This window comes from Mediterranea massiliensis (assembly GCF_900128475.1).
GTDB lineage: Bacteria > Bacteroidota > Bacteroidia > Bacteroidales > Bacteroidaceae > Bacteroides > Bacteroides massiliensis_E.
Genome location: NZ_LT635834.1, coordinates 171,990 through 197,898, shown reverse-complemented (window position 1 = coordinate 197,898; position 25,909 = coordinate 171,990). Strand labels below are relative to the sequence as shown.

The window sequence follows — 25,909 nt, the reverse complement described above, 5'->3', positions numbered from 1 at the left end:
CGCTTCCCCGCGGCCGGCCCTCCCGTGCCGCGCTTCCCCGCCTCCCCACGCAGTGCTGCGTCACCTCTTCAGGAAGTGCTTCCTCATGTCCTCATGAAGTGCTTCCTCACGCCCTCATGAAGCACTTCCTCAGAACCTCAGGAAGTGCTGCGTTAAACTGAAACAAAAAATGGGTGAGCTTATTTTTCTGTTTTCGACTTTTGTTATATTTGCGCTTGAATTATTTTATAGGTTTATTTTTAATATTAATTGGATTTATGAAGACAAAAGTATTTTTGGCTGTGATGTTCGTGTTTTCTTTGACTGTGATGTCTTGTGGTAACAAGAAGGCAGCAGAGGCAAATGCTGATACAGCTGTGCAAGTTTGTGATTCTGCATGTACGAAAAACGCTGGTGAGTGCTGTGCCAATGACAGCATCTGTAAGGACGGCTGCAAAGGCAGCTGTGGAGGTGACTGCGAAAATGCTGCGTGCCAGAAGAAGGCATGTGACAAGACTTGTGAGAAATAACCTTGATGGTGACCCATATTGTGGCGCATCCCTTTCGGGTGCGCCTTTTTTATGTCATATTCACGGTGATGTAATGCGTATTGTTATAGAATGTCGTGTTTTGATTGAAAAAAGTAACGGATTTGTTTGCGTGCTATGAAATTATCTCTACCTTTGCATCGTTTTAAAACCAAAATGATGAGATGATTATTCAGAACTTTACATATATTCTGCTGTGTGGCATTATTATTCTGCTAGGAAAACGTAGTGGAAGTGAGTGTCGTGCATGATTATATGTAAATTCAAAGATATATATGAAGCCTTTCTCACTTCCCTGTGCGAAAGGCTTTTTTATTGCACATAAACTTATAAATACAATAAACAAGATGAGTGACAGATTATTTATTTTCGACACGACGCTTCGCGACGGCGAACAGGTTCCGGGATGTCAGTTGAACACAGTAGAGAAAATCCAAGTGGCCAAGCAGCTGGAGCTGCTGGGCGTGGATGTCATTGAGGCAGGATTTCCCATTTCGAGTCCGGGTGACTTCAATTCGGTGATTGAAATATCCAAGGCTGTGACGTGGCCTACCATTTGTGCCCTGACCCGTGCTGTCCAGAAAGATATCGATGTGGCGGCAGAAGCCTTGAAATATGCCAAGCATAAACGTATCCATACGGGAATCGGTACGTCTGATTCTCACATCCGCTATAAATTCAACTCCAACCGTGAGGAAATCATCGAGCGGGCGGTAGCAGCCGTGAAGTACGCCCGTCGTTTTGTGGACGATGTGGAGTTTTATGCAGAGGATGCCGGTCGTACGGAGAACGAATACCTGGCCCGTGTCATCGAGGCTGTCATCAAGGCAGGGGCTACGGTGGTGAACATTCCCGATACGACGGGCTACTGCCTGCCTTCGGAGTATGGCGCCAAAATCAAGTATCTGATGGAGCATGTAGACGGCATCCATAACGCTGTTATCTCGACCCATTGCCACAACGACCTCGGTATGGCGACGGCCAATACGATGGCCGGTGTGCTGAACGGTGCCCGCCAGGTGGAAGTGACTATCAACGGTATCGGTGAACGTGCCGGAAATACTGCGTTGGAGGAAGTGGCGATGATCATCAAGTGCCATAAGGATATCGATATCGAGACAAACATCAATACGCAGAAGATTTATCCGACGAGCCGCATGGTGTCCAGCCTGATGAATATGCCCGTGCAGCCCAACAAGGCTATCGTGGGCCGCAACGCCTTTGCCCATTCTTCGGGTATTCATCAGGACGGCGTGTTGAAGAATGCGCAGACCTATGAAATCATCGATCCGCACGACGTGGGCATCGACGACAACTCCATCGTATTGACGGCCCGTAGCGGACGTGCGGCGTTGAAGAATCGTCTGCACGTGCTGGGTGTGGAGCTGACTCAGGAGAAACTGGACAAAATATACGAAGAGTTTCTCAAACTGGCCGACAAGAAGAAGGATATCAATGATGATGACATTCTGGTACTGGCCGGTGCCGACCGTACGCAGAATCACCGCATCAAGCTGGAATACCTGCAAGTGACGAGCGGTGTGGGTGTCCGTTCCGTGGCCAGCATCGGATTGAATATCGCGGGCGAGAAGTTTGAGGCAGCTGCCAGCGGCAACGGTCCGGTGGATGCGGCCATCAAGGCACTGAAGAAAATCATCGACCGTCAGATGACGTTGAAGGAATTCACGATCCAGGCCATCAGCAAGGGAAGCGACGATATGGGTAAGGTACACATGCAGGTGGAGTACGACAATCGCAGCTACTACGGTTTCGGTGCCAACACCGACATCATTGCCGCTTCTGTGGAAGCATACATCGACTGTATCAATAAATTCAAATAAACATAGCAAAGATTCTAATTAATTTATTCATTATGAATACATTGTTTGATAAGATCTGGGACGCCCACGTGGTGCAGAAGGTGGAAGATGGTCCCACACAGCTTTATATCGACCGCCTCTACTGCCATGAGGTGACCAGTCCGCAGGCTTTCGAGGGCTTGCGGGCAAGGGGGCTCCGCTGCTTCCGTCCGGAAAAGATTTTCTGTATGCCTGACCATAATACGCCGACGCACGACCAGGACAAACCCATCGAGGATCCTGTATCGCGCAAGCAGGTAGACACGCTGGCACGGAATGCCGAGGAATTCGGGCTGACACATTTCGGGATGATGAATCCCAAGAACGGCATCATCCACGTCGTAGGGCCCGAACGCGGCCTGACCTTGCCGGGGATGACCATCGTATGTGGAGACTCCCATACGTCGACCCACGGAGCCATGGGTGCCGTAGCCTTTGGTATCGGTACCAGTGAGGTGGAGATGGTATTGGCTTCGCAATGCATCCTCCAGACACGGCCCAAGACGATGCGCATCACCGTGGACGGCAGGCTGGGCAAGGGAGTGACAGCCAAGGACCTCGCTCTCTATATGATGTCGAAGATGACGACCAGCGGTGCCACGGGTTATTTTGTGGAATATGCCGGCGAGGCTGTCCGCAGTCTGACGATGGAAGGCCGCCTGACGCTGTGCAACCTCAGCATCGAAATGGGTGCACGCGGCGGCATGGTGGCACCCGACGAGGTGACCTTCGCCTACATCAAAGGCCGTGAATATGCGCCGAAGGGCGAGGATTGGGACAAGGCAGTGGCCTATTGGAAGACACTGAAGAGCGATGAAGATGCTGTGTTCGACAAGGAAGTGCGTTTTGACGCTGCCGACATCGAACCGATGATTACCTATGGCACCAACCCCGGTATGGGCATGGGCATCACCGCCCATATCCCTACCACCGAAGGTATGGGCGAGGCGGCAAAGGCTTCGTTCCAGAAGTCGCTCGACTACATGGGATTCCAGCCGGGCGAGTCGTTGCTGGGCAAGAAGATAGACTATGTGTTCCTCGGTGCTTGTACGAATGGTCGTATAGAGGACTTCCGTGCCTTCGCTTCCATTGCAAAAGGCCGCAAGAAGGCTCCCCACGTGGTAGCGTGGCTGGTTCCCGGCTCGTGGATGGTCGATGCCCAGATACGTGAAGAGGGACTGGACAAGGTGCTGGCCGAGGCAGGCTTCGAAATCCGTCAGCCGGGCTGTTCCGCCTGTCTGGCAATGAACGACGACAAGGTGCCTGCGGGCAAGTATGCCGTGTCTACTTCGAACCGCAACTTCGAAGGACGTCAGGGACCCGGTTCGCGCACGTTGCTGGCCAGTCCGCTGACTGCTGCTGCCGCTGCCGTGACGGGCGTGATTACCGATCCGCGCGAACTGATGTAAGAATATGCATACAGATGATCATTCATTAACTATCGTACTACAATGAAACAGAAATTCAACATCATAACTTCCACCTGCGTTCCCCTGCCGCTGGAGAACGTAGATACCGACCAGATTATCCCCGCCCGTTTCCTCAAGGCAACGACGCGCGAGGAGAAGTTTTTCGGTGACAACCTTTTCCGTGACTGGCGCTACAATGCCGACGGTACGCTGAACAAGGATTTCGTGCTGAACAATCCCACGTACAGCGGCTGCATCCTGGTAGCCGGAAAGAACTTCGGATCGGGTTCCAGCCGTGAACATGCCGCCTGGGCCATTGCCGGATATGGTTTCCGTGTAGTTATCTCCAGTTTCTTTGCGGACATCCACAAGAACAACGAGCTGAACAACTTCGTGCTGCCCGTGGTGGTGAGCGAAGCTTTTCTGAAAGAATTGTTCGAGAGCATTGCGGCCGATCCCAAGACCGAAGTCGAAGTGAGCCTGCCCGCCCAGACGGTGACCAACAAGGCAACGGGCCGCACGGAAACATTCGAAATCAATGCCTACAAGAAACATTGCCTGATGAACGGGCTGGACGACATCGACTTCCTGGTAGAAAACAAGAAGAAGATAGAGGAATATGAATCGGCGGCACACAAATGATGCCACCTGCCACAATAATTTGCCAACTATGAACCATCCAAGAATAGAGATCATGGACACCACCCTGCGCGACGGGGAGCAGACCAGCGGCGTATCCTTCGTGCCCCACGAGAAGCTGATGATTACCCGTCTGCTGCTCGAGGAGCTGAAGGTGGACCGTGTGGAGGTAGCCTCTGCCCGCGTGTCCGACGGCGAGGCCGATGCCGTGCGCATGATCTGTGACTGGGCCGCCCGCCGCGGCCTGTTGCAGCGCGTCGAGGTGCTGGGTTTTGTGGACGGGCATGTGTCCGTCGACTGGATACATGCCGCCGGGTGTCGTGTCATCAATCTGCTGTGCAAGGGCTCGTTGAAGCATTGCACATACCAACTGAAGAAAACTCCCGAGGAGCACATCGCCGACATCCGTGCGGTGGTGGACTACGCCGACTCGCTCGACATGGACGTCAACATCTATCTGGAGGACTGGAGCAGCGGCATGAAAGATTCGCCCGACTACGTCTTTCAGCTGATGGATGCCCTTGTCGGCACTTCTATCCGCCGCTTCATGCTGCCCGACACACTGGGCATCCTCAATCCCCTGCAGGTCATTGAGTTCATGCGCAAGATGAAGAAACGTTATCCCGACGTGCATTTTGACTTTCATGCACACAACGACTACGACCTGGCCGTCTCCAACGTGCTGGCAGCTGTGCTGAGCGGCTGCCGTGGCCTGCACACCACCATCAACGGTCTGGGCGAACGTGCGGGCAATGCCCCGCTGGCCAGCGTACAGGCCATCCTGAAGGACCACTTCAACGCCATAACAGGCATCGACGAGAGCCGTCTGAACGAAGTGAGCCGCGTGGTGGAGTCGTATTCCGGCATTGCCATCCCCGCCAACAAGCCCATCGTGGGCGAGAATGTCTTCACGCAGGTGGCGGGCGTGCATGCCGATGGCGACAACAAGCGCAACCTCTATTGCAATGACCTCCTGCCCGAACGCTTCGGCCGTCGCCGCGAGTATGCCCTCGGCAAGAATTCCGGCAAGGCCAACATCCGCAGGAACCTCGAAGACCTGGGGTTGCAGCTGGACGACGAGTCGATGCGCAAGGTTACCGAACGCATCATCGAGCTGGGCGACAAGAAAGAGCTCGTCACGCAGGAAGACCTGCCCTACATCGTGTCCGACGTGCTGAAGCACGACGTGCGCACCGAGCGCGTCAAGCTGAAGAGCTACATCGTCAACCTGGCCTACGGGCTGAAGCCGATGGCCACCATCAAGGTGGAAATCAACGGCAAGGAGTACGAAGAAAACAGCAGCGGCGACGGTCAATACGATGCCTTCGTCCGCGCCCTGCGCAAGGTGTACAAGGGTACGCTGGGCCGCCGCTTCCCGATGCTGACCAATTATGCCGTCAGTATCCCGCCCGGTGGACGTACGGACGCCTTCGTGCAGACGGTCATCACGTGGAGCTTCGACGACAAGGTGCTCCGCACCCGCGGCCTCGACGCCGACCAGACGGAGGCTGCCATCAAGGCTACGATGAAGATGCTGAACCTCATCGAGGACAGTTACGACAAGACTGAGGCATCTTCTGACTCCTCTCCGCGTATGTAATAGCCCTGAGGCTGCGCAGAAAACTGTAATTTCCTGCTTGCGGAACGGGCGTTCCCTGCTGGGGGAACTGTCGTTTCCTACTGGGGAAACGGGCGTTTCCTGCGGGGGAAACGAAAGTTACTCCGTGGGGAAACAGAGACTGGCGGCTCAGACATTGCTGTAGACACAGGCATCCGTTCTGTCCCTTCAGCTTGGGAAAAGTGGTCCGTTCAGACTTTTAAGAAAAATTAGGGCCGGAGATATGGAATAAAATGCTTATTTTGAGCCCTGAAACAAAGGTGAAACATGAAAAAGATTAGCTTGAAACCCTGGCAGCGCTACGTGCTGGTGTTCGTTCTGCTGCTGGCCGTCAATGGCTTGCTGCGTTGGCTAAGCCCCGACGAGGAGTGGAAGGACGGCAATCTGCTGGTCAACGTCGTGGTGGCGGCCCTGCTCACCGCAGGCTTCATTGCTGCCGACCGCCGGCGTCTCAGGAACAAGAAGTATAAAGACAAAGTACAAGAATTATTGAATAATAACGAATAAACGATATGGAACTGAAAGTAGCAGTATTGGCCGGTGACGGTATCGGCCCCGAAATATCCGCCGTAGGTGTGGATGTAATGACCGCCGTATGCGAGAAGTTTGGTCACAAGGTGACGTACGAATACGCCCTCTGCGGTGCACATGCCATCGACGAAGTGGGCGATCCCTTCCCCGAAGCCACCTATCAGATATGCAAGAACGCCGACGCTGTTCTCTTCTCGGCCGTGGGCGACCCGCGCTTCGACAACGACCCCACTGCCAAGGTGCGTCCCGAGCAGGGCCTGCTGGCCATGCGCAAGCGTCTTGGCCTCTACGCCAACATTCGCCCCGTGCAGACCTTCAAGTGCCTCCTGCACAAGTCGCCCCTGCGCGCCGAGCTGGTCGAGGGTGCCGACTTCCTCTGCATCCGCGAACTGACGGGCGGCATGTACTTCGGCGAGAAATACCAGGACAACGACAAGGCATGGGATACGAACTATTACACCCGTCCCGAGATTGAGCGCATCCTCCGTGTCGGCTTCGAGTATGCCATGAAGCGTCGCAAGCATCTGACGGTAGTCGACAAGGCCAACGTGTTGGCTTCTTCCCGCCTCTGGCGTCAGATAGCCCAAGAGATGGCCCCCAAATATCCCGAAGTGACGACCGACTATATGTACGTCGACAACGCCGCCATGAAGATGATACAGGAACCGCGCTTCTTCGACGTGATGGTCACCGAGAACACCTTTGGCGACATTCTGACGGACGAAGGCTCCGTCATCAGCGGTTCGATGGGCTTGCTTCCTTCGGCCTCTACGGGCGAGAGCACACCGGTCTTTGAACCCATTCACGGTTCGTGGCCGCAGGCCAAGGGGCTGAACATCGCCAATCCGCTGGCACAGGTACTCTCCGTAGCCATGCTCTTCGAATATTTCAACCTGAAGGAGGAAGGAACCCTTATCCGAAAGGCGGTCGATGCTTCGCTCGATGCCAATGTCCGTACGCCTGAAATTCAGGTGGAGGGCGGAGCCAAGTATGGCACGAAGGAAGTCGGTGCCTGGTTGGTGGACTATATAAAGAAAGCTTGACGCATCATGATAGCAAAGAACCTGATAGATCTGGTAGGCCGCACTCCGCTCATGGAGCTGTCGGCCTACAGCCGTCTGCATGGGCTGCCCCGTCCGCTGGTGGCAAAACTGGAGATGTTTAACCCTTCGGGCAGTGTGAAGGCACGTACTGCCCTGGCCATGATTGAAGATGCCGAAGCTCGTGGCTTGCTGCAGCCCGGCGCTACCATTATCGAGCCTACCAGCGGCAATACGGGTATCGGCCTGGCCATGGTGGCTACCATCAAGGGCTACCACCTTATACTCACCATGCCCGAGACCATGAGCCTTGAGCGTCGCAACCTGCTGAAGGCCCTGGGAGCTGAAATTGTGTTGACGTCCGGTGCGGAGGGAATGGCAGGTTCCATTGCCAAGGCCGAGGCATTGCGTGACGCCACGTCCGGTGCCGTCATCCTCCAGCAGTTCGACAACCCTTCCAATCCGGCCGTGCACGAGCGTACTACCGGTGAGGAAATATGGACCGAAACCGCTGGGCAGGTCGATGTCTTTGTGGCCGGTGTAGGAACGGGCGGTACCGTCAGTGGTGTGGCTCGTGCACTGAAGAAACATAACGCTGCTGTGCGTATCGTAGCCGTCGAGCCGGCTTCGTCGCCTGTACTTGAGGGCGGACAGGCCGGACCTCACCGCCTGCAGGGCATCGGTGCTAATTTCGTACCTGGCAACTACGACGCTTCTGTCGTCGACGAGGTGATTCCCGTGTCCGACGACGATGCTTTTCACGCTTCCCGTGAGCTGGCTGCCACCGAAGGGCTGCTGGCCGGCATTTCATCGGGTGCCGCGCTTCATGCTGCCTGCACTTTGGCTACCCGGCCCGATATGCAGGGCAAATGTATCGTCGTGCTTCTGCCCGATACCGGCGAGCGTTATTTGTCGGTGGGGCTGTATTGATCCCGATTATTTATACCTTATATATACTGTATTTATTGCATATGAAGAAAGCCTTCCTGTCCGTACTCCTGCTTGTAGTCACTTGGCTACCTGCTCTGTCGCAAACCTATGACGAATGGTGCGAACGTGCCGTGACTGCCACCGAGCAAGATAGCCTCGAACAGGCTGAGTACTGCATCCGCCAGGCTCTGAAACTGGAGCCGGCCAATGCGCGCAATGCTCTGCTTTTCTCCAATTTGGGGACTATCCAGCGCAGCCAGCACCGTTACGAGCAGGCTTTGGAGTCCTATCGGCTGGCCCTCAACATCGCTCCCATGTCTGTTCCCATCCTGATGAACCATGCCACCCTCTCGCTCGAGATGGGGCAGGACGACAAGGCCCGTGCCGACTATTCGCAGGTCATCGAGCTGGAACCCCACAACGTCGAAGCGCTGCTGATGCGTGCCTACATCTACATGAACCGGCGCGACTACAAGTTTGCCCGTCTCGACTATGACACGCTGCTGAAGGTGGATCCCCGTCACTACAGTGCCCGTCTGGGGCTGGCTACCCTCCACCAGCGTGAGGCCCGCTATGGCGAGGCCCTGAAGGTGCTCGAAGGCATGCTGGCCGATAAGGGCGGTTCGACGCCTTATGCTCCTCGTGAGCTGGCGGTGGTCTATGTAGCCCGTGCCGGCGTGGAACTCGACATGCGGAACACCGATTTGGCTCTGATGGATCTGGACGAAGCCATCCGGCTGGATCCTGAACAGGTGGAGGCCTACTTGATGCGCGGGCGGGTCTATCTGATGCAGGAAAAGAAAACGCAGGCCAAGCGCGACCTGGAGAAGGCCGTTTCGCTGGGCGTGCCCCAAAGCGAGGTACGCGAATTGTTGCGTCAGTGCAGGTAGGACGGCGGTTGTTCCGGTCAGACGAAGCGTCGGATGAGCTTGACGAATTCTTTCCCGTATTTCCGTTTCTTGTATTCGCTGATGCCGCTCACGTTGCCGAAGGCTTCGAGGGTCGTGGGGCGTTGGGCGGCCAGCAGGTGCAGCACCTTGTCGGACAAGACGATGTAGGCAGGTAGTACTTCCTCATCGGCCAGGCGTTTGCGCAGGTTCTTGAGGGCTTCGAAGAGATCGGCGCTCTCGCCACTGTCCATTCCCAGTGGCAGTTCGCGCATGACTGGCGATGCCGCCTGCCGTTTCCTTCCTCGCGTGCCCGTCGTTTCCTCCCTGCGGATGACCACCAGGCGGGCTGTCTCCCTGCCGAAGAGGACATCGCTTCCCGCAGGGGTTATCTTCAGGTGGTTGCTTTCGTTGTAAGCCACTTCGAAATATCCCATTTGCAGCATCTGTAGCAGGTAGTCCTGCCAGTCGCGGGCGGGGATGTCGCGTCCGGCTCCATAGGTTTTCAGCTGGTGGTATCCCTTTTCTTTGAGTTCGGCATTGAGGTTGCCGCGCAGGATGTCTACCAGCATTGGGGTACCGATCTGCTGGTTGGTGCGGGCAATGGCGCTCAGTGCTTTCTGTACGATGACGGTGCCGTCGAACCGTTCGGGCGGATTCTTGCATACGTCGCAGTTGCCGCAATCGTGTGCCCGTTGTTCGCCAAAATAGTTCAGCAGGATGCGTCGTCGGCAGATGTCGGCCTCGGCATATTGTTGCATGCGCTGGAGTTTTTCCAGATTGATCTCACGCTGTCCGCTTTCGTTGGCAAACTTGGTCAGCAGGATGAGGTCGGCCATCGAGTAGAAGAGCAGGGTGTCGCTTGGCAGGCCGTCGCGTCCGGCACGTCCTATTTCCTGATAGAAACTCTCGATGCTCTTGGGCAGGTTGTAGTGGATGACCCACCGCACGTTGCTCTTGTCGATGCCCATGCCGAAAGCGACGGTGGCACACACTACCTGTATGCGGTCGTTGATGAAGTCGTCCTGTGCGCGGTTGCGCTTTTCGGTATCCAGCCCGGCATGGTAGACGGCGGTACGGATACCGCTCTTCTGCAACATTTGTGCCACGCTTTCCGTCTTGCTCCGGCTCATGCAGTAGACGATGCCGCTTTCGCCCCGATGCCTGCCGATGAAGTCGAGGATGGCTTTGTTCTTCTCCTTCTGCTGGTAACCACGCTTGACGGTCAGGCTCAGGTTGGGTCGGTCGAACGACGAGAGGAAGATACGCGGTTCCCGCAAGTGCAGTTGCCGGACGATGTCTTCACGCGTCAGCTTGTCGGCAGTGGCGGTCAGGGCAATGACGGGCGTCTGTGGGAAGAGGCTCCGCAGGATGCCCAGTTGGGCGTATTCCGGCCGGAAGTCGTGTCCCCATTGCGAGATGCAGTGTGCTTCGTCAATGGCGAAGAACGAGATGGAGATGTCGCGCAGCAGGTAGTTGGCCTCGGCCAGCAACTTCTCGGGCGAGATGTAGAGCAGTTTCAGTTTTCCTTCCATGCAGGTTCGGCGGATGCGCAGGTTTTCTGTCTCGTCGTTGTTGCTGTTCAGGGCTGCGGCGGCGATTCCGTTGGTGCACAGACTTTCCACCTGGTCCTTCATCAGTGAGATGAGGGGTGACACGACGACGGCAGTTCCTTCGCACACGAGGGCGGGCACCTGATAACAGACGGACTTGCCACCACCGGTAGGCATCAGCACCAGGGCATCTCTTTTTTGTAACAGATGTCGGATGATTTCTTCTTGTTGCGGACGGAAGCTGTCGTACCCGAAATAGGTCTTGAGCACTTGTTGGATTTGAGTCATGCGGCGGTGTCTATATTTTTTCTTGGGCAAAGTTACACCATTTATTTGAATATTCGCGCTGTCTTTCCCATGAATATTCGGATGCGCGAGACGGGCTTCTACGCGATTTTATTACATTTTTATGCTTTTATTCAATCTTTTTTATTCTTTTTAGGGGAGAAATATGTACGAAAATAGTTGCATATATAAAAAAAAAAGCAGACTTTTGTATGTCCTAAACAAAACAGATTGTTAGGACACGAAATGTAAAACCCCTAACCAGTTAATTCAATGAGTGATTTAGAGAACAAAACGCAGGAAGAGGCTTCTAAGAAACGCCCGTACAACCTGCGTGAAAAGAAAGAGAAGGACGCGGCCTACCGTGCTTTGATTCGTCCCGAACTGGCTGACGAATTGTATGACAAGATTATGAACATCATTGTCGTGCAGAAGAAGTATAGAGATCGTGACTACTCTGCCAAAGAGTTGGCTAAAGACCTGGAAACCAACACCCGCTATTTGTCGGCGGTGGTCAATTCACGTTTTGGTATGAACTATTCCTGCCTGCTGAACGAGTATCGCGTCAAGGAAGCCATGCACCTGCTGAAAGACAAGAGATATGCAGACAAGAATGTGGAAGAAATCAGTACGATGGTAGGTTTTGCCAACCGTCAGTCTTTCTATGCGGCTTTTTACAAGAATGTCGGTGAAACTCCGAACAGCTATCGCAAAAAGCATGCGGAAAAGAAAAAATAACCCTACTCCGTAAGGAGTGGATAAAAAAGGAAATATTCGGGAGCCGAGGCTTCGGGATACTTCCTTTTTTATTTATGACCGATGTTACGGAAGGTATGTACGGAATTGAGATTACTTAAACAGACCGATATATGAGAAAACAATTTCTTTCGATGGCCGCCGCTCTGGCGATACTTTCCGCTTGCGGAGGCCAGAAACAAACGACTGCCGAGGCAGAAAAATTTGATTATACAGTGGAACAATTTGCAGATTTACAGATTTTACGCTATCGTGTGCCGGGCTTCGAGGAGCTTTCACTCCAGCAGAAGCAGCTGGTTTACTATCTGACGGAAGCGGCTCTGCAGGGCCGTGACATCCTGTTCGACCAGAACGGCAAATACAACCTCCGCATCCGCAAGGCTCTGGAGGCTGTCTATACAGGTTATAAGGGCGACAAGCAGTCGGCCGACTTCAAGGCAATGGAGGTTTACCTCAAGCGTGTATGGTTCTCCAACGGCATCCACCATCACTACGGATGCGAGAAGTTTGTGCCGGGCTTTACCCCCGAATTCTTCAAGCAGGCTCTGGCCAGTGTCGATGCTTCCCAGCTTCCCTTGGCCGAAGGGCAGACGCTGGAGCAATTCTGCGACGAGATTTTCCCCGTCATTTTCGATCCGGCCGTGATGCCCAAGCGCGTCAATCAGGCCGATGGCGAAGACCTGGTGCTCACCTCCGCCTGCAACTACTATGAGGGTGTAACGCAGAAGGAAGCTGAAGACTTCTATAACGCCCTGAAGGATCCCAAGGACGAAACGCCCGTTTCCTATGGACTAAACAGCCGTTTGGTGAAGGAAAACGGCCGTGTTCAGGAAAAGGTATGGAAGGTGGGCGGACTCTACGGCCAGGCTCTCGAGAAAATTGTTTATTGGTTGAAGAAAGCTGAAGGCGTGGCCGAGACACCCGAACAGAAGGCGGTCATCGCCAAGTTGGTGGAATACTACGAAACAGGCGACCTGAAGACCTTCGACGACTATGCAATTCTTTGGGTGAAAGATTTGAATTCGCGCGTGGATTTCGTGAACGGCTTTACCGAAAGCTATGGCGACCCGTTGGGCATGAAGGCCAGCTGGGAGTCGCTTGTCAACTTCAAGGACCTCGAGGCTACCCGCCGTACGGAAATCATCAGCAGCAATGCCCAGTGGTTCGAAGACCATTCGCCCGTGGACAAGCAATTCAAGAAAGAAGAAGTGAAAGGCGTGTCGGCCAAGGTCATCACCGCCGCCATCCTGGCAGGCGATCTCTATCCGGCTACGGCTATCGGCATCAACTTGCCTAATGCCAACTGGATACGTAGCCAGCACGGCTCCAAGTCGGTGACTATCGGCAACATTACCGATGCTTACAACAAGGCCGCCCACGGCAATGGCTTCAACGAAGAGTTTGTTTATAGCCAAGCCGAACTGGACAATATCAACAAGTATGCCGACCTGACCGACGAACTTCATACCGACCTGCACGAATGCCTCGGCCACGGTTCGGGCAAGCTGCTTCCTGGTGTTGATCCCGATGCCCTGAAGGCTTATGGCTCTACTATCGAGGAAGCCCGTGCTGACTTGTTTGGCCTCTACTATGTAGCCGATCCCAAGCTGGTCGAGCTGGGGCTTCTGCCTGATGCCGATGCCTACAAGGCCCAGTTCTATACCTACCTGATGAACGGCCTGATGACCCAGCTGGTACGCATCGAGCCGGGCAACCAGATTGAGGAAGCACACATGCGCAACCGTGCCCTTATCGCCCGTTGGGTGTACGAGAAGGGAGCGGCCGACAAGGTGGTCGAATTGAAGAAGAAGGACGGCAAGACCTATGTGGTGGTGAACGATTACGCCAAGGTGCGTACCCTCTTCGGCGAATTGCTGGCCGAAATCCAGCGCATCAAGTCGACGGGCGACTTCGAAGGTGCCCGCCAGCTGGTCGAGAACTATGCCGTGAAGGTCGATCCTGAACTGCATGCCGAAGTGCTCGAACGCTACAAGAAGCTGAACCTGGCTCCCTACAAGGGTTTTGTCAATCCGAAGTATGAGGCCGTGACCGACGCCGAAGGCAACATCACCGACGTGAAGGTGACCTACGACGAAGGCTATGCCGAGCAGATGCTCCGCTATAGCAAGGATTACGCCACCCTGCCTTACGTCAACGAATAAGACTTGACGTACGATATACCTGTCTTTAGGCACGGATGCCACGATTTTCACAGACGAACCGATGTGACAATTTGTGTCGTTCGTGCCTAACGTGTCCCAAGAGAAGGCCTTATGAGGCTACTATTGTTATTTTCACTATATTTGAATGATGGACTTACACGAACAACTGAAAGATATCAAGACCCAGCTCCGCCTTTCGATGAACGGTGCCGTGTCGCAGAGCATGCGCGAGAAGGGGCTTGTCTATAAACTGAACTTCGGCGTCGAGCTGCCCCGCATCAAGGGAATTGCCGCCGCTTATGAGAAAGACCACGCTCTGGCTCAGGCCTTGTGGAAGGAAGACATCCGCGAATGCAAGATACTGGCCGGCCTGCTCCAGCCTGTTGATACCTTTTTGCCCGAGATAGCCGACATCTGGGTGGATACCATGCCCACGGTCGAGATTGCCGAACTCACGTCGATGAATCTCTTCCAGCATCTGTCTTATGCACCTGCCAAAGCCTTCCGTTGGATAGCCGACGAGCGCGAGTTGGCACAAGTGTGCGGCTTCCTCACCATCGCCCGCCTGCTTCAGAAGAAGGGCGATATGGACGACCGCGTAGCCAATGAGTTTCTCGATCAGGCCGTGTCGTGCTTCCTTGCCGGCTCCTATGCCGTACGCAATGCCGTTGCCGCTGCCCTCCGCCGTTTCATGGAGCATAGCGAGGAGCATGCGTTCAGGGTTTGCCGATGCGTGGATGGTATGAAAGATTCTTCTTCCGAAGCCGAACGCCTGCTCTACGAAGTGGTGAGCGGCATGGTCGGATGAGTTCGGTCCGCTTGGCAACTTTTCCAGCTTTTCCTTTTGCTTTCCACAAAAAAGGCTTAACTTTGTTGGCTGTTAGAGAAAAAACGGCCTGAAAGATGGAAGCTCAGAATGTGAAAGATACGGTCAAGCAGATATTCACCGAATATCTCAATGCGAACGGGCATCGGAAGACTCCCGAACGCTTTGCCATTCTTGATACCATCTACTCCATTGACGGCCATTTCGACATCGACACGCTCTACTCGCTGATGGCCGACCAGGAAAAGTTCCGTGTCAGCAGGGCTACCCTCTACAATACCATCATCCTGCTCATCAACGCGCGGCTGGTCATCAAGCATCAGTTCGGCAACTCGTCGCAATATGAGAAGAGCTACAACCGCGACACCCACCACCATCAGATTTGCATTCAGTGCGGCAAGGTGACGGAGTTTCAGAACGAAGACCTCCAGCACGCCATCGAGCATACCAAGCTTAGCCGCTTCAGTCTGACGCACTATTCCCTCTACATGTATGGATTGTGCAGCAAGTGCGAGCGTGCCAACAAGAAAAAATTGAAAAACAACATTCATAAGAAAGAAAAATGAAAGTAGATGTACTGTTAGGATTGCAATGGGGCGACGAAGGCAAAGGCAAAGTCGTCGATGTGCTGACGCCGCGTTACGACGTGGTGGCTCGTTTTCAGGGCGGACCGAACGCCGGTCATACACTGGAGTTCGAAGGTCAGAAGTATGTACTCCGCTCGATTCCTTCGGGAATTTTCCAGGGCGACAAGGTGAATATCATCGGAAATGGCGTAGTGCTCGATCCGGCTCTCTTCAAGGCTGAGGCCGAAGCGCTCGAAGCATCGGGCCACGACCTGAAGCAGCGCCTTCACATCTCGAAGAAGGCCCATCTCATCATGCCCACCCACCGTCTGCTCGACGCTGCCTACGAGGCCGCCAAGGGCGATGCCAAAGTGGGTACGACGGGCAAGGGCATCGGTCCTACCTATACCGACAAGGTTAGCCGCAACGGTTTGCGCGTGGGCGACCTGCTGCACAACTTCGACCAGAAGTATGCCGCCGCCAAGGCCCGCCACGAACAGATTCTCAAGAGCTTGAACTACGAATACGACTTGGCCGAGGCCGAAAAGACCTGGTTCGAAGGCATCGAATACCTGAAGCAATTCCAGTTGGTGGATAGCGAACACGAAATCAACGGCCTTTTGAACGAAGGCAAGTCCGTCCTCTGCGAGGGTGCTCAGGGCACGATGCTCGACATCGACTTCGGATCCTATCCTTTCGTCACTTCGTCCAATACCATTTGTGCGGGCGCTTGCACGGGTTTGGGTGTGGCTCCTTGCAAGATTGGCGATGTCTATGGTATCTTCAAGGCTTATTGCACGCGTGTGGGGGCTGGTCCTTTCCCCACCGAGCTCTTCGACGAGACGGGCGACAAGATTTGTACGCTCGGACACGAATTCGGCTCCGTTACCGGTCGTCGTCGTCGTTGCGGATGGATTGACCTCGTGGCGTTGAAGTATGCCGTGATGGTGGATGGTGTGACGAAGCTCATCATGATGAAGAGCGATGTGCTCGACACGTTCGAGACCATCAAGGCCTGCGTAGCCTACAAGATGGACGGTGAAGAAATCGACTACTTCCCCTTCGACATCACCGAAGGTGTGGAGCCTGTCTATGTGGAGCTTCCTGGCTGGCAGACCGACATGACCAAGATGCAGAGCGAGGACGAGTTCCCCGAAGAGTTCAATGCCTACCTGTCCTTCCTTGAAGAACAGCTGGGTGTGCCCATCAAGATTGTGTCCGTAGGTCCTGACCGCGAGCAGACCATCGAACGATATACCGAAGAATAATTCGGATGCCATAGACAAAACGTAGACTCTCCTGCTTGCGCTTCAGGAAGCCTGCGTTTTTTGTTCCTTAAAACATACTTTTCATTCACTTAAAACACCTTTTTCCTCATGAAGACACATCTTTTAGCTTTGGCCCTGTTGGTAGGGACCTGCCTGTCACTTCCCGTGCGTGCCCAGCGTTATACGCCCACGGAAGAAAATCTGAAATCGCGCCAGGAGTTTCGCGATGCCCGTTTCGGCATTTTCCTTCACTGGGGCTTGTATGCCATGCTGGCTACGGGCGAATGGACTATGACCAACAACAATCTGAACTACAAGGAGTATGCCAAGCTGGCAGGCGGATTCTATCCCTCGAAGTTCAATGCCGCCGAGTGGGTGGCCGCCATCAAGGCTTCGGGAGCCAAGTACATCTGCTTCACGACCCGTCATCACGAAGGCTTCTCCATGTTCGATACGAAATACTCTGACTACAATGTAGTGGATGCCGCACCCTTCAAGCGCGACGTCTTGAAGGAACTGGCCGACGAATGTCACAAGCAGGGCATCCGTCTGCATCTGTATTATTCACATCTTGACTGGTATCGTGAAGATTATCCCTGGGGTCGTACGGGTAGGGGGACAGGTCGTCCTGACTCCAAAGGCAACTGGCCCACCTATTATCAGTTCATGAACAACCAGCTGACGGAGCTGCTCACCAACTACGGGCCGATAGGCGCCATCTGGTTCGACGGCTGGTGGGATCAGGACCAAAATCCCGACTTCGACTGGCAGCTGCCCGGCCAGTATGAACTGATACACAAGCTCCAACCCGCCTGCCTTGTGGGTAACAACCATCACCAAGTGCCTTTCGAGGGTGAAGACATTCAAATCTTCGAACGCGACCTGCCGGGCGAAAACAAGGCGGGCCTTTCGGGGCAGGACATCAGCAACTTACCTCTGGAAACGTGTGAAACGATGAACGGCATGTGGGGGTACAAGATTACCGACCAGAACTATAAATCGACGAAAACCTTGATTCATTATCTGGTGAAAGCCGCCGGCAAGGATGCCAACTTGTTGATGAATATCGGCCCTCAGCCCGACGGATGCCTGCCTCAGGTGGCCGTAGAGCGCTTGAAGGAGATGGGTGAGTGGATGCAGACGTATGGTGAAACCATTTATGGCACACGTGGCGGTTGTGTCGCTCCGCATCCTTGGGGTGTGACTACGCAAAAGGATGATCGTTTGTTTGTTCACATCCTTGATTTGCAGGACAAAGCACTCTTCTTGCCTTTGGAAGGCCAGAAGGTGAAACGTGCGATGGATTTTGCAAGCCGTCAGGCTTTGAAGTTCAAGCGTGTGGATGGTGGTATTGTTCTTCAGCTTGATGAAGTGCCAACGGAGGTGGACAAGGTTGTAGAATTGCAACTTGATTGATTGGGACGTAAAACAATGGAAAATTTATAATCTGTGTTAATTCCTGAGGCTACTTGCCTGTCATCGCTTATCTTTGGCAAACTATTTGCACTTGGTAGAAAAACGCATATTGTCAAATAATTAAAATAATAGAGAATAGATTATGGTAATAGGAATGCAATGGATTATATTTATCGGCGTAGCCGTTGTGAGCTGGTTGGTGCAGATGAACCTGCAAAACAAGTTCAAGAAATACTCGCAAATACCTACAGGCAATGGTATGACGGGGGCCGACGTAGCTCGTAAGATGCTTAACGACAACGGGATTTATGACGTACAGGTCACTTGTACGCCCGGACACCTGACCGACCACTACAACCCTGCCAACAAGACCGTCAACCTGAGCGAGAGCGTTTACTCCAGCAACAGCATCATGGCCGCTGCCGTAGCTGCCCATGAGTGCGGACACGCCTTGCAGCATGCCCGTGCCTATGCGCCGCTCACCCTGCGCAGCAAGCTGGTGCCGGTCGTTTCGTTTGCTTCAAACATCATGACGTGGGTGCTGCTGGCCGGTATTTTGCTGCTGAACGTCAATTCGAACTTCCTGCTGGCAGGTATCATCCTCTTTGCGATGACCACGTTGTTCAGCTTCGTCACCCTGCCGGTGGAAATCAATGCCAGCCGCAGGGCGTTGGTATGGCTCAGTGCGAGCGGCATCACCAATTCCTATAACCACGACAAGGCCGAAGACGCCCTCCGCTCTGCCGCCTATACGTATGTGGTGGCTGCCCTTGGTTCGTTGGCTACGCTGATTTATTACGTTATGATTTTCATGGGTCGCCGCGAGTGATATTGTCCCGCAACTACCCTTAGTCGCTTGTTGAATACGGCCGATGTCCTTCCCTCCTCACGGAGCAGGCGGATGTCGGTCGTATTTCTTTTCGTAAAAAGGCTGGGCATTTGCAGGAAAATGACTATCTTTGACCGCTGATATTGTTAACTTTAACAACTTTCGTATGATTAAAATCCGTTTTGTTTCGAAGGCTTTGTGCCTCCTTGTGTTATCATTGTTTGTACAAATGGGCTTGTATGCCCAGAATGAGAAACCTTTTGTCGTTCCTGAACTGAAAGAATGGAAGGGGAGTAAAGGTGATTTTGTTCCTTCCTCCGACATGCGCGTCGTCTATGCCGACGAGGCTCTGCGTGCCGTGGCCGAAGCCTTTGCGGCCGATTATGGGCAGATGTTTGGCGCTGCTCCTGCTGTCGCTCAGGGCAAACCTTCTGCCGGTGACATTTACTTTACGCTGAAGAAAGACAAGAAACTTGGCAGCGAGGGCTATGCCATCCGGGTGGACCGCTACGTCACCGTCTCTGCTCCCGAGGTGGTCGGTGCCTATTGGGCTACGCGTACCCTGCTCCAGATAAGCGAACAGACAGAAGACCACCAGCTGCCGAAAGGTCAGTTGCGCGACTGGCCCGACTATGCCATGCGCGGCTTCATGATGGATTGCGGACGCAAGTTCATCCCCATGTCCTATATGCGCGACCTGGTGAAGATGATGGCCTATTATAAGATGAACACCTTGCAGGTGCACCTCAACGACAACGGCTTCAAGCAGTTCTTCGGCCATGACTGGGGACGCACCTACGCCGCTTTCCGTCTGGAGTGCGATACCTATCCCGGCCTCACCGCCCGTGACGGCTATTACACCAAGCGCGAGTTCATCGACTTCCAGGAAGAGGCCGCTTCACGTTTCGTCGAGATTATCCCCGAAATCGACGCGCCCGCCCATACGCTGGCCTTCACCCAATACAAACCTGAGATAGGCAGTAAGGAGTATGGCATGGACCATCTCGACCTGTTCAATCCCGAGACTTACAAGTTCATGGACGGCCTCTTTAAGGAATATCTGGAAGGCGACAAGCCCGTGTTCCGTGGCCCGCGTGTCCACATCGGTACCGACGAGTATTCCAACAAGAAGAAAGACGTAGTGGAGAAGTTCCGTGCCTTTACCGACCATTACATCCGTCTGGTGGAGAGCTACGGCAAGCAGGCCTGCGTATGGGGTGCACTGACCCATGCTGCCGGCGAGACGCCCGTTAAGTCGGAGAACGTTATCATGAGTGCCTGGTACAACGGCTATGCCGATCCCAAGGAGATGGTGCGCCAGGGCTACAAGCTCATCAGCATCCCCGACGGACTGGTTTACATCGTGCCTGCCGCCGGTTACTACTACGACTACCTGAATACCCAATATCTCTATGAGAAGTGGACGCCTGCCCACGTGGGCAAGGCTGTCTTCGAGGAGAAAGACCCCGCCATCCTGGGTGGTATGTTTGCCGTGTGGAACGACCACGTGGGCAACGGTATCTCCGTCAAGGACATCCATCACCGCCTCTTCCCCGCCTTGCAGACGCTGGCCGCCAAGACGTGGGGCGCACAGGCAGGCCTGCCATACGCCGACTTCGACCGTCTGCGTCAGGGGTTGAGCGAAGCTCCCGGCGTCAACCAGCTGGGCCGCATCGGCCGCACCGAAGGCCTGGTTTACGAAGTGGCCGAAGTACGTCCGGGTTCCAGCCTGGCCCATGAGGAGATAGGCTACGGCTATACCGTCAGCTTCGACCTCGAGGCTGCCGACGAGACTCCCGGCACCGAGCTCTTCCGTTCGGACAACGCTGTCTTCTACCTGGCCGATCCCGTCAGCGGCCGTTTCGGTTTTGCGCGCGACGGCTATCTGAACACCTTCCGTTTTCGTCCCTATCCGGGCGAGAAGCTGAACGTACAGGTGAAGGGTGACAACCGTTCCACCTCGCTCTATATTAACGGCAAGCTCGTTGAGACGATGGACATCCAGAAACGCTACTTCAATAGTGGCAAGGACTCCATGAACTATGTCCGTACGCTTGTCTTCCCGCTCAAGAAGGCCGGCTCGTTCAAGAGCAAGATTACCAACCTGAAAGTTTACAACCGATAATACCTTATTTATATGAAGAATTTCCACCTCTCCACCTCGCTGCTGTACTCGCTTTCGGGCACGGCAGCCGTGTTGCCCCTCCTCTCGTCCTGCTCCGCGCAGAAGAAGGCCGAGGCCAAGCCCTACAACATCGTCTACATCATGACCGACGACCACACGGCGCAGATGATGAGCTGCTACGACCGCCGCTACATCGAGACGCCCAACCTCGACCGCATCGCCGCCGACGGTGTGCGCTTCACCAACAGCTTCGTGGCCAACTCGCTGAGCGGCCCCAGCCGTGCCTGCATGATTACGGGCAAGCACAGCCACGCCAACGGCTTCACGGACAACACCACCTGCGTGTTCGACGGCTCCCAGCAGACCATGCCCAAGTTGCTCCAGCAGGCGGGCTACCAGACGGCCATCGTCGGCAAGTGGCACCTCGAAAGCCTGCCCACCGGCTTCGACTATTGGGAAATCCTGCCCGGCCAAGGCGACTACTACAACCCGCGCTTCATCACCATGCAGAACGATACCGTCACGGAGAAAGGCTATCTGACCAACCTCATCACCGACAAGAGTATCGACTGGATGGAGAACCGGCGCGACAAGGACAAACCTTTCTGCCTCTTCATCCACCACAAGGCCATCCACCGCAACTGGCTGCCCGAGCTGAAGTATCTCTCCCTCTACGAGGACAAGACTTTCCCCATGCCCGACAACTTCTATGACGACTACGAAGGCCGTCCGGCCGCCGCTGCGCAGGAGATGAGCATCTGGAAGGATATGGACATCATGTACGACACGAAGATGTACCACAAGGACCTCAAGTCACCGCTCAAGGGAACTTATGAAGCCTTCATTGGCCGTCTGACGCCCGAAGAGCGTGCCCAGTACGATGCCTTCTACGCACCCATCATCGAGGAGTTCTACAAGAAGAACCCGCAGGGACGCGAGCTGGCCGAATGGAAGTACCAGCGCTACATGCGCGACTATGCCAAGGTGGTGAAGTCGCTCGACGACAACGTGGGCCGTGTGCTCGACTACCTGAAGGAGAAGGGCCTGCTGGACAACACCCTCGTGGTCTATACCTCCGACCAGGGCTTCTACATGGGCGAGCACGGCTGGTTCGACAAGCGTTTCATGTACGAAGAGTCCATGCGCACGCCGCTTGTGATGCGTCTGCCCAAGGACTTCCAGACGCGTGGCGACATCCCGCAGCTGGTTCAGAACATCGACTACGCGCCCACCTTCCTCGACCTGGCCGGAGCGCCCATCCCCGACGACATCCAGGGCGCCTCCCTGCTGCCCCTGCTTCGCGGCGAGAAGCCGGCCGACTGGCGCAAGTCGCTCTACTACCACTTCTACGAGTATCCGGCCGAGCACATGGTGAAGCGCCACTATGGTGTGCGCACCGAGCGCTACAAGCTCATCCACTTCTACAACGACATCGACGAGTGGGAACTCTACGACCTCCAGGAAGACCCCAAGGAAATGAACAACCTTTATGGCAAGCCGGGCTACGAGGAAGTGACCCGCGACCTGCACGCCGAGCTGAAGAAACTCCAGGCCCAGTACAAGGACCCCATTGAGGAGAAACTTCAGGCGGCAAAGGTCCGGCAGAAATAAAGTTTCCGGCACAGCCGGAACCGTTTCCGCAGGATTGCTGTAAGAATAATTAGATGCCCGTTACCGGATGGTTCATACCTCCGGTAGCGGGCTTTTCTATGCGCCTTCCCAAACGGGAAAAACCTTTCCCTCACTCGGGGAAAGGGGAGGAAAAAGGTCGCTCCTGCTTGTTAGGATTGGGCTTGTCTTTCTTCTGATTCGTCCGTGCAGGTTGGAAGTGTGGATGAAGAAATGGTTGAAATCAGTTTTTTTCTTATTTTTGCAATGAGAATAACGTGAGTATAGATGAAAAACCGAAGACTTCCTTTTTATGTTTGCCTGCTGGCTGGTGCCGCGTGTGCATTGTTTTTTGCAGAGGTGCGTTCCGGCAGCAAGTGGCGGGACTATAAAACCTTGATAGGTGAGACCCTGACGGAGGCCCTGCGTCGGGAACTGGCGGTTCGGGATACCGGAAATATACCCGTATCTGCCGAATTGGATGATTTGGATGAAAACTTGCCGGATACGGTGAAGGGCTATATGGAGACAGAGCAGGGAAGGCTTTATTATGCTGTTCCCAAGGGGAAGTATTGTCATAATATCGGTGATAGCAGGTCTGTACGTGTCACCCATACCTATTGGATGTTGGATGTTCCGATGGCAGCCGACAGCTTGTATAGTCGTTGGCGGCAGATTTTGGATGGTCAGCAGGTCTCCAGTTCTTCAGTGGGGCTTCGGTTGAGATTGCCGGGGAGCAGGCAAGTGGTCTGTCTGCCCGATTCTGTTTCGGTGGCGCATGCCGATAGTATCTGTGTCCGGTATGCTGGGCTTTATTGTGAACTGGAAGCTGTTGCTTTCTCCTCTGTTGGTCGTTGCAGGTTGTTGGGGTGGACAGACTGGTTGCTTGCGCTACTTGTGGGGGAAATTTGTTGTTTGGGTTGTGCCGGGTTGTGCCATTGGTGCAGATATAGGTGGAGTTGCAGGAAGACGGAAACGGACGAGGCGTGCGTTCCAGCTCCGCCGGTAGGTGCGGTGGCGGATACTGAATCAGGGAAGGACTGTATGGTTATTCGCCTGGGCGTTGGAAGCGTGGAGCTTGAAAGTGGACTTTTGTGTGGACCGGGTGGAACGGAAAAACTGACCGATCGGGAAATCCGGATGTTGACCTGTTTCCTGGAAGCGGAAGGTTTGCGGGTGGAAAAGGCTGTGTTAAGACAGCTGTTTTGGCCGAAAATCAGTGACAAAAATGCTTCTTCCAATCTTCGTACAACGCTGACCCGTTTGCGTGAGAAACTGAAATTGCTTGGTGTGGGTATTGTAAGCGAGGAAAATTATTACCATCTCCTTCTTTCGGATGAAATAGGAAAATGAATTGATAATCAGGTCTTAAAACGGCCGTTACACATTGTTACAAATGACAGGAATCAAATGTAACAGCAAATGTAACGGCCTTTGTTTTTTTCTCTATCTTTTATCAGACCTTTATAGCACATAAATTGATATCATATGAGAAATAAAGTCATTTATTCAGGTATGGCCGCTTTGATTCTGTTTTCAGTAACGGTATCAGTAATCTCCGAAAAGGGGGAGCCGGCCGCCGATTTGTTGCGCGAGAATGTGGAGGCGTTGGCCGATAACGAGTATGGCCACAATATCTATTGTTTGGGCTACGGTTCGCTTGATTGTCCTTTGAATGACCGCAAGGTTAAAGTGATAACAGGGGAGTATTGACGGACGGTGATTGAAATTGAAGTTGAGGAATGAGGGGGATATGCCCTGTGTAAGAAAGCGAGGCATCCCCGCTCATTCCATAACCCACTTATGCCAACATTTAACACGCTTCATTAAAAAAGAGTAAGCAGATGGTTATAATATATTGAGTTTGATTATGAGTGGAAAAGTTGTTTATATCGTTTTGATGTCGCTGATTGTTATTTGCAGTGGATGTGTTAGCACAATCAATAGAGTTGATGAAGAGAAGGCTGTGGTGGTGAATCTTGACGAAAAGAGTAAAATTTCGTTGTTCGATCTTTTTTCATCAATAGAATTGATACCCTTGGAAACTTCCGATAGTATATTGATGGGTGCTCCTTTACGTCAAATGGCTGTATTTAAAAATAGGTTCTATTTATTGGTGGGTAAGGAAAATCAGTTGTGGGAATTTGATGAAAAAGGGCATTTCATCAAGTCAATCAATCATTATGGTGCAGGCCCTGGGGAGTATAGCACATTGGCTTGTTTGCAATTTAACCATTTTACTGGTAATCTTGAGATTTTATCCGATTTTGGAGATATATTTGTGTATGATGAATCCGGCACATCGTTTAAAAAGAAAATTTCTTTAAGAGGAGAAGGGATATCTGCTGTACATGAATTCATATCCTTGTCGCCCGCCAAATATCTGATATTTTCCTCTTCCCGTAATGGAAACAAAATGATATGGTATGATGCTTTGAAAGAGCAGGTTTATAAGGAGGATTATGATTTGCCGAGTTTTCTTTTTTTCAAGACACCTTATCATCACACGTTTTCTCCTTTCTATTTGTATGGGGATACGGTTCATTTTGTTCAAGGCTATAACGGTGAGGTTTTTGTAGCGGACAGTTTGGGGACTTTTTCGTCCAAATATCATTTTGATTTTGGGAAGGCAAATCTGCTCCTTTCCGACCTGCCGGATAAAGATATAAAGTACTATATACGTCATAGGCATGCCGAGGGAACCAAAAAGGCGACTTGTTTCATTACATACGGAGAAAATTCCCATTATTACATTTGCAGTTTTTCTTATCAGAATAGACCTATGCATCTGATAGTGGATAAGCGGGAAGGTAAAGTCTGTTCTTTTTCGTATTACGAAGAAAACTGTTCAAGTTTTCCTTTCTATATGGATGAAGAGGCATTGTATTCCTTGTTGTATCCTAAGGAATTGTACAAAGCGGTCTCTCCTCAGGTTTTGTCAGGTAAGGATGCAGAACGATACAAATATATAACGTTGGAAAATAATCCGATTATTGTTAAATATGTTTTCAAGAAATGATTTGAGATGAAAATAAAGTTGTTACTATATATGCAAATGGTATTAACTGGCATCAT

At 53.2% G+C, this 25,909-nt stretch carries 22 protein-coding genes; 20 read left to right on the top strand and 2 right to left on the bottom strand.

All coding sequences use genetic code 11. The annotated features are described in order from the left end of the window. Positions 1 to 220: 220 nt before the first annotated feature. Complete coding sequence (locus BQ7483_RS17665; RefSeq protein ID WP_154673562.1) at positions 221 to 538, bottom strand: hypothetical protein; 318 nt, start codon at positions 536 to 538, stop codon at positions 221 to 223. Between the two features lie 336 nt (positions 539 to 874). Here BQ7483_RS17665 and BQ7483_RS02135 point away from each other — a divergent pair, with 336 nt between their 5' ends. The 8 genes from BQ7483_RS02135 (at position 875) to BQ7483_RS02100 (ending at position 9,443) form a co-directional block, all read left to right on the top strand. Continuing rightward, positions 875 to 2,368: a 2-isopropylmalate synthase gene (locus BQ7483_RS02135; RefSeq protein WP_072544669.1), complete on the top strand. Its 1,494-nt coding sequence runs from the start codon at positions 875 to 877 to the stop codon at positions 2,366 to 2,368. 32 nt (positions 2,369 to 2,400) lie between these two features. Continuing rightward, positions 2,401 to 3,795 carry a 3-isopropylmalate dehydratase large subunit gene (gene leuC, locus BQ7483_RS02130; protein WP_072544668.1) on the top strand — a complete coding sequence of 465 codons (1,395 nt, stop codon included), beginning with the start codon at positions 2,401 to 2,403 and terminating at the stop codon, positions 3,793 to 3,795. Positions 3,796 to 3,837: 42 nt separating this feature from the next. Beyond that, on the top strand, positions 3,838 to 4,437 hold the full coding sequence (gene leuD, locus BQ7483_RS02125) for a 3-isopropylmalate dehydratase small subunit (RefSeq protein WP_072544667.1): 600 nt from the start codon (positions 3,838 to 3,840) through the stop codon (positions 4,435 to 4,437). Positions 4,438 to 4,465: 28 nt separating this feature from the next. Beyond that, positions 4,466 to 6,034, top strand: a complete 1,569-nt coding sequence (locus BQ7483_RS02120) for an alpha-isopropylmalate synthase regulatory domain-containing protein (RefSeq protein ID WP_022021015.1) — start codon at positions 4,466 to 4,468, stop codon at positions 6,032 to 6,034. Between the two features lie 285 nt (positions 6,035 to 6,319). Further along, positions 6,320 to 6,559 (top strand): hypothetical protein, encoded by a 240-nt coding sequence (locus tag BQ7483_RS02115; protein ID WP_022021016.1) that lies wholly within the window; start codon positions 6,320 to 6,322, stop codon positions 6,557 to 6,559. A 5-nt stretch (positions 6,560 to 6,564) separates the two neighbouring features. Then, positions 6,565 to 7,626 carry a 3-isopropylmalate dehydrogenase gene (gene leuB, locus BQ7483_RS02110; RefSeq protein ID WP_022021017.1) on the top strand — a complete coding sequence of 354 codons (1,062 nt, stop codon included), beginning with the start codon at positions 6,565 to 6,567 and terminating at the stop codon, positions 7,624 to 7,626. A 6-nt stretch (positions 7,627 to 7,632) separates the two neighbouring features. Then, the gene (gene cysK, locus BQ7483_RS02105; protein ID WP_072544665.1) at positions 7,633 to 8,553 is read left to right on the top strand and encodes a cysteine synthase A; all 921 of its coding nucleotides are present in this window, start codon (positions 7,633 to 7,635) and stop codon (positions 8,551 to 8,553) included. A 41-nt stretch (positions 8,554 to 8,594) separates the two neighbouring features. Further along, positions 8,595 to 9,443 (top strand): tetratricopeptide repeat protein, encoded by an 849-nt coding sequence (locus BQ7483_RS02100; protein ID WP_072544664.1) that lies wholly within the window; start codon positions 8,595 to 8,597, stop codon positions 9,441 to 9,443. Between the two features lie 17 nt (positions 9,444 to 9,460). Here the strand turns inward: BQ7483_RS02100 and recQ are convergent, their stop codons facing one another. Then, positions 9,461 to 11,272: a DNA helicase RecQ gene (gene recQ, locus BQ7483_RS02095; RefSeq protein WP_072544682.1), complete on the bottom strand. Its 1,812-nt coding sequence runs from the start codon at positions 11,270 to 11,272 to the stop codon at positions 9,461 to 9,463. Positions 11,273 to 11,551: 279 nt separating this feature from the next. Between recQ and BQ7483_RS02090 the strand changes: the two genes are divergently transcribed. The 12 genes from BQ7483_RS02090 (at position 11,552) to BQ7483_RS02035 (ending at position 25,853) form a co-directional block, all read left to right on the top strand. Further along, positions 11,552 to 12,016, top strand: a complete 465-nt coding sequence (locus BQ7483_RS02090) for a helix-turn-helix domain-containing protein (RefSeq protein ID WP_072544663.1) — start codon at positions 11,552 to 11,554, stop codon at positions 12,014 to 12,016. A 131-nt stretch (positions 12,017 to 12,147) separates the two neighbouring features. Then, positions 12,148 to 14,196: a dipeptidyl-peptidase 3 family protein gene (locus BQ7483_RS02085; RefSeq protein ID WP_072544662.1), complete on the top strand. Its 2,049-nt coding sequence runs from the start codon at positions 12,148 to 12,150 to the stop codon at positions 14,194 to 14,196. 148 nt (positions 14,197 to 14,344) lie between these two features. After that, positions 14,345 to 15,004, top strand: a complete 660-nt coding sequence (locus tag BQ7483_RS02080) for a DNA alkylation repair protein (protein WP_072544681.1) — start codon at positions 14,345 to 14,347, stop codon at positions 15,002 to 15,004. Positions 15,005 to 15,099: 95 nt separating this feature from the next. Continuing rightward, positions 15,100 to 15,588: a Fur family transcriptional regulator gene (locus tag BQ7483_RS02075; RefSeq protein ID WP_072544661.1), complete on the top strand. Its 489-nt coding sequence runs from the start codon at positions 15,100 to 15,102 to the stop codon at positions 15,586 to 15,588. Then, on the top strand, positions 15,585 to 16,856 hold the full coding sequence (locus tag BQ7483_RS02070) for an adenylosuccinate synthase (RefSeq protein WP_072544660.1): 1,272 nt from the start codon (positions 15,585 to 15,587) through the stop codon (positions 16,854 to 16,856). Before BQ7483_RS02075 ends, BQ7483_RS02070 begins: the two co-directional genes overlap by 4 nt. A 108-nt stretch (positions 16,857 to 16,964) precedes the next feature. Further along, positions 16,965 to 18,272, top strand: coding sequence for an alpha-L-fucosidase (locus BQ7483_RS02065; protein ID WP_072544659.1), 1,308 nt, complete (start codon positions 16,965 to 16,967; stop codon positions 18,270 to 18,272). 142 nt (positions 18,273 to 18,414) lie between these two features. Beyond that, complete coding sequence (locus tag BQ7483_RS02060; RefSeq protein ID WP_072544658.1) at positions 18,415 to 19,101, top strand: zinc metallopeptidase; 687 nt, start codon at positions 18,415 to 18,417, stop codon at positions 19,099 to 19,101. Positions 19,102 to 19,276: 175 nt separating this feature from the next. Then, positions 19,277 to 21,226, top strand: coding sequence for a family 20 glycosylhydrolase (locus tag BQ7483_RS02055; protein ID WP_072544680.1), 1,950 nt, complete (start codon positions 19,277 to 19,279; stop codon positions 21,224 to 21,226). 12 nt (positions 21,227 to 21,238) lie between these two features. Next, a complete protein-coding gene (locus BQ7483_RS02050) occupies positions 21,239 to 22,837 on the top strand; it encodes a sulfatase family protein (protein WP_072544657.1) in 1,599 nt (532 codons plus the stop codon). A 285-nt stretch (positions 22,838 to 23,122) separates the two neighbouring features. Next, positions 23,123 to 24,187 (top strand): helix-turn-helix domain-containing protein, encoded by a 1,065-nt coding sequence (locus BQ7483_RS02045; RefSeq protein ID WP_022020512.1) that lies wholly within the window; start codon positions 23,123 to 23,125, stop codon positions 24,185 to 24,187. Positions 24,188 to 24,322: 135 nt separating this feature from the next. Continuing rightward, a complete protein-coding gene (locus BQ7483_RS02040) occupies positions 24,323 to 24,547 on the top strand; it encodes an NVEALA domain-containing protein (protein ID WP_022020511.1) in 225 nt (74 codons plus the stop codon). Positions 24,548 to 24,704: 157 nt separating this feature from the next. Further along, complete coding sequence (locus tag BQ7483_RS02035; RefSeq protein ID WP_139247502.1) at positions 24,705 to 25,853, top strand: 6-bladed beta-propeller; 1,149 nt, start codon at positions 24,705 to 24,707, stop codon at positions 25,851 to 25,853. The last annotated feature ends 56 nt before the right edge of the window (positions 25,854 to 25,909 follow it).